The following is a 12,698-nucleotide window of genomic DNA, read 5'->3' on the forward strand; positions in this document are numbered from 1 at the left end:
GATCAACCCACCAGCCCAGGAGGCCGACACGACCGCCGCTTAACACCCGATGGACTCATCCGCCTTGACAAGTTCCGGATCGACGTCGACAATCACTACTACGAACCGATCGACTCGTTCACCCGTTACCTGCCGAAGGAATTCAAGCGGCGTGGGGTGCAGATGCTGCGCGACGGCAAGCGCACCTGGGCGGTGATCGGGGAGCGGATCAATCAGTTCATCCCGAACCCGACCTTCGACCCGATCATCGAGCCGGGTTGTCTCGATCTGCTGTTTCGCGGTGAGATTCCCGACGGCGTCGAGCCGGCGTCGCTGATGAAGGTCGACCGGCTGGAAAACCATCCCGAATACCAGAATCGCGATGCCCGGGTGCGGGTGATGGACACCCAGAATCTCGAGACGGTGTTCATGTTGCCGACCTTCGCCTGTGGCGTCGAGGAAGCCCTCAAAGACGACATCGACGCCACCATGGCCTCGGTGCACGCCTTCAATCAGTGGCTCGATGAGGACTGGGGCTTCGATCGTCCCGATCACCGGATCATCTCAGCGCCGATCATCTCGCTGGCCGACCCGCAGCAGGCGGTCGACGAGGTCGAGTTCGTGCTGGGTCGGGGTGCCAGGATGGTGCTGGTGCGTCCGGCGCCCGTGCCGGGCCGGGTCAAGCCGCGCTCGCTGGGCGATCCGTCGCACGACCCGGTCTGGGCCCGCCTGGCCGAAGCCGGCGTCCCGGTCGGGTTCCACCTCAGCGACAGCGGCTATCTGGCCATCAACGCGCTGTGGGGTGGAAAGGCCACCTTCGAGGGATTCGGCAAGAAGGATCCACTCGACCAGGTACTGCTGGACGACCGGGCGATCCACGACACCATGGCGTCGATGATCGTGCATCAGGTCTTCACCCGGCACCCGACGCTGAAAGTCGCCAGCATCGAGAACGGTTCCTACTTCGTCTACCGGTTGATCAAGCGGTTGAAGAAGGCGGCCAACACCGCGCCCCACCATTTCAAAGCGGACCCGGTGGAGCAGCTCAGAAACAACGTCTGGATCGCGCCGTATTACGAGGACGACGTGAAGTTGCTGGCCGAGACGATCGGGGTGCAGAAGATTCTGTTCGGTTCGGACTGGCCGCACGGTGAGGGCCTGGCCGATCCTATGTCCTTCACCGCCGACATTCCGCAATTCCCGGAGTTCAGCGCCGAAGACACCCGGAAAGTCATGCGCGACAACGCTCTTGACCTACTGGGCGCGAACAGTCTGGGCGTGACTGTGAATTCCGCGACGCGACACGCCGCTGCGGCGTCGCCGGATTCGCACTCGCGGCGCGCGTCGGTGTAGCAAGCCCGATGAGCGAGTGGACCATCGGAGCGGTACTGGACGCGGTCGCCGAGGCCGTGCCCGATCGGGTGATGACCGTCTGCGGCACCCGCCGAAGCACCTTCGCCGAATCGGCAGCCCGGACCCGCCGCCTCGCTGACTACCTGGCCGGCAAGGGTTTCGGCGCGCACACCGAGCGCGACGCGCTGGGAAACTGGGAATGTGGCCAGGACCGGGTGGCGCTCGTCATGCACAACGACCTCTACCCCGACATGGTCATTGCCTGCCTGAAAGCGCGGGTGGTTCCCGTCAACGTCAACCACTACTACACGCCGCGCGAAGTCGCCGACCTGCTGGCCTACGTCAAGCCGCGCGGGGTCATCTACCACCGATCCTTCGGCGGCAAGGTCGCAGGAGCGGGCGTCGAACTGCTCGTCTCGATCGACGACGGCAGCGAGGTTCCAGAACTCGACGGCGCCGTCAGGCTCGAAGAGGCGCTGGCGCAGGGCGATTCCGGCCGTCTCGGCACGCCGTCACCGGACGATCTGCTGATGATCTGCACCGGCGGCACCACCGGCCGGCCCAAAGGCGTCTTGTGGCGGTAGGCCGACATGTACGTCGCGTCGATGAACGGTGACGACCACGCGGGAGTGGACGAGATCCACCAGCGGGCGCAGCGCGCCGGCGCACCCTGGTTCGCGGTGTCCCCGCTGATGCACGCCGCCGGTCTGTGGACCGCGTTCTCCGCGATCCTGTCCGGGCAGACGGCCGTCCTCTACGACACGCAACGCAAGTTCGATCCGGCGGCGGTGCTCGAGATCGCCGAACGCGAGAAGGTCGGCCTGATGACGATGGTGGGCGACGCTTACGCGGGGCCCCTGGCCGACCAACTCGGGCGGCGCAGCTATGACCTGTCCGCCCTGTTCGCGATCGGCACCGGCGGAGCGGCGACCAATGTCCGTCACCAGCAGGCGCTGCTGAACTACCTGCCGCATATCACGGTGATCAACGGCTACGGGTCCTCGGAAACCGGGAACATGGGTTTCGGGCACAGCCGGCGCGGCACCCAGGCACACACCTTCACCATCCGGACCGGCGGTCTGGTGCTGGCCGAGGATTACAGCCGGTTCCTCGAGCCGGGCGAGCCGCAGATCGGCTGGGTGGCCCGCACCGGCCGTATTCCGTTGGGCTACTTCGCCGATGAGGCCGCGACGGCCAAGACGTTCCCGGTCGTGGCGGGGCAGCGGGTGGTGATCTCCGGCGACCGTGCCTCACTGGAGGCTGACGGCACGCTGCGCCTGTTCGGCCGGGATTCGCTGGTGGTCAACACCGGCGGCGAAAAGGTGTTCGTCGAAGAGGTCGAAGAGGTGCTGCGAGCGCACTCCGCGGTTGCCGATGCGCTGGTGGTGGGTCGCGCCAGCGAGCGGTGGGGGCAGGAGGTGGTCGCGTTGGTCGAGCCGGGCGACGGAGGCGAGGCCGACACCGACGCAATACGTGCGCACTGCGCGGCGAAGTTGGCAGGGTTCAAGGTGCCCAAGGCCTTTATCGTGGTAGACCGGGTACGTCGGCTCGGCAACGGCAAGGCCGACTACCGGTGGGCTGCGTGCCACGCCGAAACCGCCAGCAGCGCAAGGACAGTGCAGCAATGACGTCACCTTATGCCCGGCCGGTCATCGACTGCCTCGTCAACGTGCATTTCGGTGAGACGGAGACCCAGCCGGAATTCATGAACAAGGTGCGCGACGACTACTTCAAGGGGCCGCAGTCGATGTTCGACCCCGTCGATCTCGCCGCGCTGCTCGACGAGATGGACGAACACGGGGTGCGCAAAGCCATCCTGATGGACAACCTGGCCAAACCGTCGGTCACCGCGCGCAAGTTCGTCGACGAACGGCCCGACCGGTTCGCGCTGGCCATGGGCGGGATGAACCTGCTGCGCCCGGTCAGGTCGTTGCGGGAGTTGACCTCGGTGGCGGCCGACCTGCCGGTGGCCTATGCGGTGGTCGGACCCAGTTTCTGGGCCGACGGCCAATATCCGCCGAGCGATGCCGTGTATTACCCGCTGTACGCCAAGTGCGCAGAGATCGAGCTGCCGCTGTGTGTCAACACCGGCCTGCCCGGACCGCCGATCCCCGGCGAGGTGCAGAACCCGATCCACCTCGACCGGGTGTGCGTGCGCTTTCCGGAACTGAAGTTGTGCATGATCCACGGTGCCGACCCGTGGTGGGACATCGCGATCCGGATGCTGATCAAATACCGCAACCTGCGGCTGATGACTTCGGCATGGTCACCGAAGCGATTGCCGGACAGCCTGATTCACTTCATGCGCACCCGCGGACCGGACAAGGTTATCTTCGCCTCCGACTGGCCGGTGCTGCGTCAGCACCGGGTGGTGCCGGAGGCCCGCGCCCTGGACCTTCCTGCCGATGTCCTGGACAACTACCTCTACAACAACGCCAGTGAGTTCTTCTTCGGCGCCGACACAGATCAGGAGCGCTAACGCATGGATCGCTACGAACTACGCCGAATCGACTACAGCCTGACCGAGGATCACAAGGCTCTGCAGGCCGCCTACCGCCAATTGCTGGACACCCATTGCCCGATCGAGACGGTATGGGCAGCCCAGGAGACCGGTTTCGACAAGAGCCTCTGGGAGCGTTTGTGCGCCATGGGCGCTACCTCGATGGCGGTGGGTGAGCACGCCGGTGGTGACGGGGCGACGCTGGTGGACCTGGCGTTGGTCGCCGAGGAACTGGGGCGGGCGCTGGCACCGGTGCCGTGGATCGATCATGTCTGTGCGGCGCGGCTCGCCGAGCGGCTCGGTGCCGTGACGTCAGACGCGGTCGACGGCAACCGGATTCTGGGCCTGGACATCGCCCCGGAACCCGTTGCGGGCCGGCGCCTCATTCCGTCCGCGGCGGTCGCCGACGGTCTGATCGTGTGCGACGGCGACCAGGTGCTCCTGGTCAGTTTCGCCACCCGGCCCGAGCGCGTCTCCAATCTCGGCCAGCTGCCGATGGCCTGGGTTGATCCGGGAACAGCCGATTCGCGCACCGTCCTGGGTTCGGGTTCGCAGGCCGTCAAGGAGTACCGCCGGGCTATCGACGAGTGGCGGGTGCTGACCGCCGCGGCTCTGGCCGGTCTGGTCGAGCAGACGATGACGATCGCGGCCGAGTTCGCGAAGTCGCGCTACACCCTCGGAGTGCCGATCTCGACGCTGCAAGCGATTTCGCACCCGCTGGCCAACATGGCGATCGCCGTTCAGGGCGGCCGCAACCTCGCCCGCCGCGCGGCGTGGTTTCTCGACAACGAACCCGGGGAGCGGCCCGAACTGCCGGGGTGTGCATTCGTGTTCATGGCCGAGGAGGCGCCGAAGGCGGCGACCATGGCGGTACACATCCAGGGCGGACTGGGAGTCTCGGTGGAGGCGGCCGCAACGGCCTATCTGGTCCGGGCCCGGGGTTGGGCCCTGGCCGGCGGCGATCTGGGCCTCACGGCCCGGCAGGTGGGACGGATCGTGGCCGAGCGGGAAAGCGCGTAGCGGCAATGGATTTCAGCCTTGTCGAACTCGACGACGATGACCAGGCCTTTCACTCCGAGGTCCGCGCGTTCCTGGCCGAACACGTGACCGACGAGGTCCGACGGCGTGACCGCGAAACCGGTGACAATTTCGATGAGGGCGTACATCTGGCGATCGGCGCGGCCGGTTACCTGGAAAAGGAGTGGAAGCCGTTGTCCGACGGCGGTTTCACCCGGGTCCGTCGCCGAATCTGGGAATTGGAGAAGCGCCGTGTCCATACCCCTTGGGTGACGTGGGGGACCACGGCCATGGTGGCACGGGCCGTCGCCGCCTTCGGCAAACCCGAACTCGTTGCGGAGGTGATGCCGAAGGTTTTCACCGGTGAGGTGCGAATGTGCCTGGGCTACACCGAACCCGAGGGCGGCTCGGACATCGCGACGTGTAAGACGCGCGCGCTGCGGGATGGCGACCAGTGGGTGATAAACGGCTCGAAGATGTTCACCACCGGTGCGCACAACTGTCAGTACGTCTTCCTCATCACCAACACCGACCCGGATGCGCGAAAGCACAAGAGCCTGACCATGTTTTTGGTTCCCCTCGACCTGCCGGGCATCGAGATCCAGGGCATCCGCACCGTCGACGGCGACCGGACCAACATCGTCTACTACAGCGACGTCCGGGTCGACGACAAATATCTGCTCGGTGAGGTCAACGGGGGCTGGACGGTGCTGCGCGGGCCACTGGACGCCGAACACGGGGCCGTCGCAGCCGCGCCGGACGGGTTGCAGGACGTTGCCATCATGCAGCATCAGACCGGGTTCATGTCCGCGGCACTGGACGCCGTGGCCGCCCGCGTCGCACAACCCGACGCGAGCGGTACGTGCCCGATCGACGACGGATCCGTCGCATATCGGTTGGGGCGCAGCGCCGCTCGCTTGGAGGCGGCTCTGTCGACTCCGAGCATCTTCGGCCGGGTGGCGCAGGCGCAGACTATGCGCGACATCGGCCCGGACCTGATGGACATCGCCGGGCCGGCCTCAGTGCTGCCCTTCGAGACCGACGGTGCCGCCGATCACGGGACGTCGGAATACCTGTACCGCTTCGCTCCGCTGGCGGGGATCTACGGCGGCACGCTGGAGGTGTTCCGCAACATGATCGCCCAGCACGTACTGGGCCTCGGCAAGCCGAGCTACTCACCTCCCGCGGCTCCTGTGGCGAGCAGACGCTAACTCGCATGAAAATGCTGACTTTTATGCGAGTTAGCGTCTGCTCGCGGGTGGTCAGGTGTGCGAGGTGGGGCTTTGGACGGACTCCCACTTCGATTCCAGTGACCTCGTGACGGCGGTGCCGGCCGCCAGGTCGATCTGGAACGTTTCACCATTGTCGCCTTCGAGCGTGATGACGTACCCGGAGTCAGTGGCGTCCTTGAACACCACCTTGTAGGGCTTTTCACCCGATCCGCGGTCGACGGCGATGACGTCGCCCGGCGCGACGTCGTCGATTCGATCTTTTCCCGAGATTTCGGCCATAGCTTCGACGGTAGACGACGGGAGCAGCCGCGGTGGCACCGGCGTTGCACCGTGCAACGGCTTCTGCTGCGCTGGCCGATCGTCTTCTGGATATCCGGCGGATCTACCACGAACCCGGCGTTGAGTGCTTCCGCGTGCCCGCGACGTCCTTGTTATTCGCGTTGTCCGCGGGTGCGCCGTAACCACCGGCCGCGCCGGACGTCCTTGCGCTCGGCGGCCTCGTTCTTCAGGAGTACGCGAGTGTCCTTGGGAGGCAGCTGCAATTCGTGTTCGGCCTCGATGCCGGCCTGCAGTTGCCGTCCCCGCTCCAGTTCGGCATCGAGTTCGGCGCCGAACAACAGCGCGAGATTGGTGATCCACAGCCACAACAGGAACACGATGACGCCGCTGAGTGCGCCATAGGTCTTGTTGTAACTGCCGAAGTGGCTGACATAGAAACCGAACCCGACCGAGGCGGCGGCCCACACCAAGATGGCTACCGCGGCACCGATGCTGATCCAGCGGAACCTCGGCTGTTGGACGTTGGGTGTGGCGTAGTAGAGGATCGCCACCACGAGCGTGACGATCGCCAGTATGGCCGGCCACTTGGCGATCGCCCACGCTGTCTGGGCGGCACTCCCCACGTGGGCGGCCCGTCCGACGGCCTCAGTGACCGGACCGCTGACCACCAGCATGAAAGCCACCGCGGCGGCCAGCACCAGACCACCCAGCGTCAGCACCAACTGCAGCGGCCGCAGCTTCCACACCGGGCGGCCTTCGCCGATCTCGTAGACCCGGTTCATCGCGCGCCCGAATGCGCCGACATACCCGGACGCCGACCACAGAGCGGCGAGCGCGCTGAAAATCAGCGCCAGGCCGGCCGACGGATTGTCGACCACCTGCTGAATCGGTTGGCGCAACATGTCGACCGCCGAGGCCGGAGCCACCCCGGCCACCACCTCAAGCAGGGCGTCGGTGGTGCGGCGGCCCTCGCCGAAGACGCCGAGCAGCGACACCAGCACCAGGAGCGCGGGAAAGAGTGACAGCACCGCGTAGTACGTGAGTCCGGCGGCCAGATCGAGACATTGATCTTTGTTGAACTCATACGCGGTCTTGCGCAGCACGAACAACCAGGACGCCCTGGTCAGGTCGTCCGGGGAATCCGGTTTGCTCGGGTCGTCGGGGTCGGGCGCGTGTTTGCGCTCCACCTGCGGTGTGTCACGGGCGTCAGATCGGGCCATACCATCCGGTTCCCGCCGCGGCGCCCGTCCACACCGGCAATTTCGCTGTGCCGCGCCAGGAATCGTCCAAGGATCCTCCAAGGCCGCCGCCCCAGCATGGAGGTCAGGCCACCGGCAGCGCTGACCAGCGTTCGTAACGGTTCACAGGGGAGGAACACGAATGTCCAACGATGCCGCGCAGGAAAGCAGCCCGCCGACTCCGCACGGGCGGCTGCTCGGTTTCTGCGCGGCATTGGCGTTCAACGCCGGATTGGTGAATGCGGTGGCGATCATGATCCTGGCGGTGCCGGTGGGAAACCTCACCGGTGTGACCACCCAACTCGGCATGGACACCGCCAACCCGTGGCGGTACCAGAGCCACGTGCTGATCGCCATCTTGCTGGGCTTCCTGCTCGGCTCGGCCGTTGCAGGCGCGCTGGTCACGTCAAGCCGAGTTGCGTTGGGCGCGCGTCACGCCGCGGTGCTGACGATGCAGGCGACACTGCTGTTGCTGGCCGCCGCCGGGGTGGAGGAAACCGCTGTAGGCACCGGGGTACAGGCGCTGTTGGCCGCGGCCGCGCTCGGTCTGCAAAACGGCCTGACCTCCAGCTTCCGTGGAATGGCTGTCCGCACAACGCATTTCACCGGTACTATCACTGATCTCGGTCTGATGATCGGCCGCAGCCGCAAACAGGGCATCGACAGGGAGAAGGCCGCGATCCTCGCGGTGACGCTGCTGCTGTTCCTGGGCGGCGGCGTGGTGGGGATACTGGCCGGCGCCCGATTCGGGGGATATGCGCTGCTGATCCCCGCGGGGATCTGCCTGGCTCTGGGCGGCGCGTACCTAATGCAGAACCGAGCCGTCAACGAGCATGCACCGCAGCCTGTAGCAGGTAACTAGGCGGTTGCTCATTTCCCGCGCGAGCCGGCAGGTAAAGCGCCTGGCCCTGCGCGAGCAGTCGCATAATCGCGTTGGAGCGCGGGCCCCGGTGCGAGCTTGTGTCTGCTCGGCTTTCCGCAGTCACCTGTTCGTATTACTGTAATTGTTACCGTAAATGGGCCGAGCGGGAGATGAAGCGTTAATGACCACTGCCACGGTGGTTTTCGATCCGTTCTCCGAGGACTTCTTCAACAGTCCCTACGAGACGTACCGACGGATGCGCGACGAAGCCCCTGTCTACTACAGCCGGCAGTACGACTTCTACGCGTTGACCCGCCACGAAGACGTGGCCGCGGCGTTCAAGGACTACGCGACGTACTCGTCGGCTTACGGCGTGGATCTCGCCCAGGTGCGCAAAGGCCACGTGACCGAGCACGGTTCGATCATCGCCATGGACCCGCCCGCCCACCGCCGCATGCGCGGACTGCTCAACAAGGTCTTCACCCCGCGGGCCATCCAGGCGCTGCGGCCGTTGGTGACCCACGTCGTCGACACCTACCTGGCCGCGGTGGACCCGAGTGGTTTCGACTTCGTCCAGGACTTCACGGCGCTGTTTCCCGTCGACGTGATGACCACGCTGCAAGGTGTGCCGGAACAGGACCGGCAGCAGATCCGGTTGTGGATCGACGACCTTCTGCACCGCGGGCCCGGCGAAGTCGAGATGGGCGAGACCGGACAGAAGTCGGCCGTCGACATGGCCGTCTACTACTACCGGCTCACCAGACAGCGACGCAAAAATCTCGGCGACGATCTGTTGAGCAGGCTGATCGAGGCGGAGATCGAACGCGACAACGGCGAGACCGGTCCGCTGAGCGATGTCGAAATCACGGAATTCGCAACTCTGTTGGGCGGTGCGGGCGCGGAGACGGTGACCAAGCTGATCGGCAACGCCGCTGTGGTGTTCGCCAAGTATCCGATCCAGTGGCGCAAGCTGCTCGACGACCGCTCCAAGATCCCGCTCGCGGTCGAGGAACTGCTCCGATACGAGGCGCCCGCGCAGTACAACGTCCGGCGCTCGACGCGCGAGGTCACGCTGCACGGTGCCACCATCCCGGCGGGCAAACCGGTATTCCTGGTAGGAGCCTCCGCCAACCGAGATCCGTTGGCGTGGAACGATCCCGACACTTTTGAAATCGATCGCGACCGCACGCAAGCGCAGAACCTCGGCCTCGGCTACGGCATCCACAGCTGCCTGGGTGCGGCGCTGGCGCGGCTGGAAAGCACCATCGCGTTGGACCGGATGCTCGACTTCATGCCGCGCTACGAGGTCGACTGGGCCGGCTGCAAACGGGTGAACATGCAGAATGTGGCTGGCTGGAGCCACGTTCCGGTGCGGGTGTCGCGCTAGCGGTCGCGGCGCCAGACCAGCGTGCTGTGCGTGGAGCCGCCGTCGGCCGAGGTGACGCGAGCCGACAGCGTCAGACGGTCGCCCTCGACCTGTGCGTGCCGAATCTGGGGCTGCAGCAACAACTCCGGCATCGTGGCGATCAGCACATGGTGGGTAACCGTTCCCGCCGCCTCGTCGACCTCGAATCGTCCTCCGTAGGAGACGAATTCGTGGCCTGGACCGGGCGTCAGCTGCGCCGACATGTGGCCGTCGGTGGTGTAGAGGATCAGACCGGAGGGTTGGTCACCGAACGGGTGACGGACCGGGCCGGTGTCACGCCGGGATACGAAGGACTCCAGCCGCCAACCGCCGGGCAGCGCCTGCCGCAGGGTCACGGGTTGAGCGCCTGCTCGCGCGCCCACCGGTAGTCGGCCTTGCCCGACGGGCTGCGCTCGATCACGCTGCGGAACACCACGGCCTTGGGCAGCTTGTAGCGGGCCAGGGACTGCCCGGCATGAGCCACCAGTTCCTCGGCCTCGACGCCGGCGCCTTCGGCAAGTGCGACCACGGCGACCACCTCCTGGCCCCAGCGCTCGCTGGGCCGGCCGGCCACCACCACGTCGGCCACCGCGGGATGCGACGCGATCGCCGTCTCGACCTCCTCGGCGAAGATCTTCTCGCCACCGGAGTTGATGGTCACCGAATCGCGTCCCAGCAACTCGATGTGCCCGCCCTCGTGATGGCGGGCACGGTCACCCGGAATCGCGTACCGCACGCCATCGATCACCGGGAACGTCGCAGCCGTCTTGACGGCATCGCCCTTGTACCCCAACGGGACATAGCCGCGCTGCGCCAGCCAGCCGATGCCGTCGTGCCCTGGGGCCAGGATCGTCGAAAAGTCCTCGGCCGCAACAAATGTGTCCGGCCCGGCATTGAACGTGCCGGTCGACACCGCACCGGAGGTCGACAGGTGGTGCATCTGGGCGCCGGTTTCCGAAGACCCGACTCCGTCAACGATCATGGCGTTGGGCAGGGCGTCGATCAGGCGTTGCTTGACGTAGGGCGTCAGCAGGGCGCCGCCGTTGGCGACGACGAACAGAGACGATACGTCGGCGATACCTTTCTCGATCGCGGCGACCAGCGGGCGGGCGATGGCGTCGCCGACCACCGACACCACCGCCACGCCCTCACGCTCGATGGTGCGGACCACGTCGTCGGCGTCCAGATGATCGACCACCGTGGGGAAGACGATGGTCTGTCCAGTGTTCACCGCCATCATCACCGTCCACTGCGCGGCACCGTGGATCAGCGGCGGCAACACCATGACCTTGGTGCCGGGACCGGCGCTCACCCGCGCCACCACCTCGTCGACGGACGTCACGAACTGCCCGGTCATCAGGTCGCGGCCACCGAAGGAGGTCATGAAGATGTCGTGCTGGCGCCACAGCACGCCCTTGGGCATGCCCGTGGTGCCGCCGGTGTAGAGCACGTAGAGATCATCGGGTGAGTGCTGCACCGGCGGCGGGTCGGCGGGCTTGGACACTATGCTCTCGTAATCGACTGCCCCGTAGAGCAATTCGTTGCCCGAGTCATCGGCGATCTGAATCAGCACCCGCAGGTTCGGCAGTTCGGGCAGCACCTCGGCCACCCGTGGCGCGAATGCCGCGTGGTACACCAGCGCGGTCGCCCCGGAGTCCGACAACAGGTACAGCAGCTCGTTCTTGACGTAGCGGTAGTTGACGTTGAACGGAGCGACGCGCGCCGCGAAGCTGCCGAACAGCGCCTCGACGAACTCGTTGCCGTTGTAGGCGTACAGGCCCAGCAAATCCTGGCCGGCCTCGTGGCCGGGCAGATCGACACGCTCGGTGTGGCAGCCCAGCCCCCGCGAGTGCAGGTAGGCGGCCAGCCGGTTCGATCGCTCGATGATCTGCGCGTAGGTGAAGCGCTTGTCACCCTGGATCACCAGTTCGCGATCGGGTACCGCGGCGGCCACCGCCGCCGCGACCTCCGGCACAGTGAATTCAGGCACGTGAGTCCTTCCTGCCGAGCAGTCGCAAAATCGCACGCGTGGGCCCCGACGGGTGCGATTTTGTGTCTGCTCGCGCCATTACGGTTGGTGGGGGAGCAGGCGGACCATCAGCCCGCTCGCTTCAGTGAGTACCGCACCATCGGAGCTTGTCATGCTCGCGGTGATGAACACTTTGCGACCCTCGATTCGGTCGATGCGGCCGTGAGCGGTCAGCGGCGCGTCGATCGGCGTGATCTTGCGGTAGTCGACATGCAGGTAGGCCGTGCGGGTGGGACGGATGTCCGCGCCGGTGACCACCATGCCGAACAGCCAGTCGTAGAACAACGGGATCATGCCGCCGTGCACCGCGTGGTTGCCGCCGACGTGGGAGGCGGTGAAGTGTCCGTGCATGCTGACTCCGTCGGACCTCATCTCGGTGAGTGTCCATGGTGGCATCAGGGGATGACCCAGTCCGGGGATCTCCAGGACCCGCCCGGCCGGCACCTCGACCTCGGGTGCCCGATGGGACTCCAATACGACGCAAGCACTTTCGAGTTGCTCACTGGCCGCGTCCCACGCCGCGGCGTCCGGTTTGGTGGAGACGGTCAGGTCCTGCAACCGGCGCAGGGCGGTGATGTAGCGCTCCAGCCCGGGTGGCGCGTCCAGTGGCCGCACGTCGGGGAAACCGCCCTGGATCTCGCTGGCTGTGTGTGTCATGGCGTCCCTTCAGCCCAGGCCTCGAGCAACCGGTCGGTGGTGGTGATCACGGCGTCGGGGCCACCGGGCATGCGCGAGCTTCATGCGGACGCCGTCGCCGGCAGGTCGTAGCACCCTCGGGCCGACTTCGGTAGCGGCGCACACCCG

General features: G+C 66.2%; 11 protein-coding genes and 1 pseudogene. 7 read left to right on the forward strand and 5 right to left on the reverse strand.

Features of this window, described 5'->3' with window-relative positions; genetic code table 11:
* Positions 1–57: 57 nt before the first annotated feature.
* The 5 genes and pseudogenes from AO501_RS10850 to AO501_RS10870 all read left to right on the forward strand — a co-directional run bounded on the left by AO501_RS10850 (position 58) and on the right by AO501_RS10870 (position 6,060).
* Complete coding sequence (locus tag AO501_RS10850) at positions 58–1,332, forward strand: amidohydrolase family protein (RefSeq protein ID WP_055577909.1); 1,275 nt, start codon at positions 58–60, stop codon at positions 1,330–1,332.
* 8 nt (positions 1,333–1,340) lie between these two features.
* Positions 1,341–2,960 (forward strand): annotated as a pseudogene (locus AO501_RS10855) (acyl-CoA synthetase).
* Positions 2,957–3,811, forward strand: coding sequence for an amidohydrolase family protein (locus AO501_RS10860; protein WP_055577720.1), 855 nt, complete (start codon positions 2,957–2,959; stop codon positions 3,809–3,811). Before AO501_RS10855 ends, AO501_RS10860 begins: the two are co-directional and overlap by 4 nt.
* A gap of 3 nt (positions 3,812–3,814) precedes the next feature.
* Positions 3,815–4,852: an acyl-CoA dehydrogenase family protein gene (locus AO501_RS10865; protein WP_055577721.1), complete on the forward strand. Its 1,038-nt coding sequence runs from the start codon at positions 3,815–3,817 to the stop codon at positions 4,850–4,852.
* Positions 4,853–4,857: 5 nt separating this feature from the next.
* On the forward strand, positions 4,858–6,060 hold the full coding sequence (locus AO501_RS10870; RefSeq protein WP_055577722.1) for an acyl-CoA dehydrogenase family protein: 1,203 nt from the start codon (positions 4,858–4,860) through the stop codon (positions 6,058–6,060).
* Positions 6,061–6,111: 51 nt separating this feature from the next.
* Here AO501_RS10870 and AO501_RS10875 read toward each other — a convergent pair whose 3' ends face one another.
* A complete protein-coding gene (locus tag AO501_RS10875) occupies positions 6,112–6,360 on the reverse strand; it encodes a hypothetical protein (RefSeq protein ID WP_055577723.1) in 249 nt (82 codons plus the stop codon).
* Positions 6,361–6,512: 152 nt separating this feature from the next.
* Entirely contained in the window at positions 6,513–7,580 is a 1,068-nt protein-coding gene (locus tag AO501_RS10880) for a YihY/virulence factor BrkB family protein (RefSeq protein ID WP_055577724.1), read from the reverse strand.
* Between the two features lie 160 nt (positions 7,581–7,740).
* Here AO501_RS10880 and AO501_RS10885 point away from each other — a divergent pair, with 160 nt between their 5' ends.
* Together AO501_RS10885 and AO501_RS10890 are read left to right on the forward strand one after the other, a co-directional pair.
* Positions 7,741–8,460: a YoaK family protein gene (locus tag AO501_RS10885; protein WP_055577725.1), complete on the forward strand. Its 720-nt coding sequence runs from the start codon at positions 7,741–7,743 to the stop codon at positions 8,458–8,460.
* Between the two features lie 181 nt (positions 8,461–8,641).
* Positions 8,642–9,847: a cytochrome P450 gene (locus AO501_RS10890; RefSeq protein WP_055577726.1), complete on the forward strand. Its 1,206-nt coding sequence runs from the start codon at positions 8,642–8,644 to the stop codon at positions 9,845–9,847.
* Here AO501_RS10890 and AO501_RS10895 read toward each other — a convergent pair.
* The 3 genes from AO501_RS10895 to AO501_RS10905 all read right to left on the reverse strand — a co-directional run bounded on the left by AO501_RS10895 (position 9,844) and on the right by AO501_RS10905 (position 12,551).
* Entirely contained in the window at positions 9,844–10,221 is a 378-nt protein-coding gene (locus tag AO501_RS10895) for a lipocalin-like domain-containing protein (RefSeq protein ID WP_055577727.1), read from the reverse strand. The genes AO501_RS10890 and AO501_RS10895 overlap by 4 nt on opposite strands.
* Positions 10,218–11,855, reverse strand: a complete 1,638-nt coding sequence (locus tag AO501_RS10900) for an acyl-CoA synthetase (RefSeq protein WP_055577728.1) — start codon at positions 11,853–11,855, stop codon at positions 10,218–10,220. Before AO501_RS10900 ends, AO501_RS10895 begins: the two co-directional genes overlap by 4 nt.
* Before the next feature lie 78 nt (positions 11,856–11,933).
* Positions 11,934–12,551, reverse strand: a complete 618-nt coding sequence (locus tag AO501_RS10905) for a PaaI family thioesterase (RefSeq protein ID WP_055577729.1) — start codon at positions 12,549–12,551, stop codon at positions 11,934–11,936.
* Positions 12,552–12,698: the final 147 nt, after the last annotated feature.

It is taken from the genome of Mycobacterium gordonae (assembly GCF_001417955.2).
GTDB classification, from domain to species: domain Bacteria; phylum Actinomycetota; class Actinomycetes; order Mycobacteriales; family Mycobacteriaceae; genus Mycobacterium; species Mycobacterium gordonae_B.

Bases quoted from the DNA above. Each gene is read 5' to 3' on its own strand.
- AO501_RS10860 (WP_055577720.1), top strand. From the start codon at position 2,957: ATGACGTCACCTTATGCCCGGCCGGTCATCGACTGCCTCGTCAACGTG.
- AO501_RS10865 (WP_055577721.1), top strand. From the start codon at position 3,815: ATGGATCGCTACGAACTACGCCGAATCGACTACAGCCTGACCGAGGAT.
- AO501_RS10870 (WP_055577722.1), top strand. From the start codon at position 4,858: ATGGATTTCAGCCTTGTCGAACTCGACGACGATGACCAGGCCTTTCAC.
- AO501_RS10875 (WP_055577723.1), bottom strand. From the start codon at position 6,360: ATGGCCGAAATCTCGGGAAAAGATCGAATCGACGACGTCGCGCCGGGC.
- AO501_RS10880 (WP_055577724.1), bottom strand. From the start codon at position 7,580: ATGGCCCGATCTGACGCCCGTGACACACCGCAGGTGGAGCGCAAACAC.
- AO501_RS10885 (WP_055577725.1), top strand. From the start codon at position 7,741: ATGTCCAACGATGCCGCGCAGGAAAGCAGCCCGCCGACTCCGCACGGG.
- AO501_RS10890 (WP_055577726.1), top strand. From the start codon at position 8,642: ATGACCACTGCCACGGTGGTTTTCGATCCGTTCTCCGAGGACTTCTTC.
- AO501_RS10905 (WP_055577729.1), bottom strand. From the start codon at position 12,551: ATGACACACACAGCCAGCGAGATCCAGGGCGGTTTCCCCGACGTGCGG.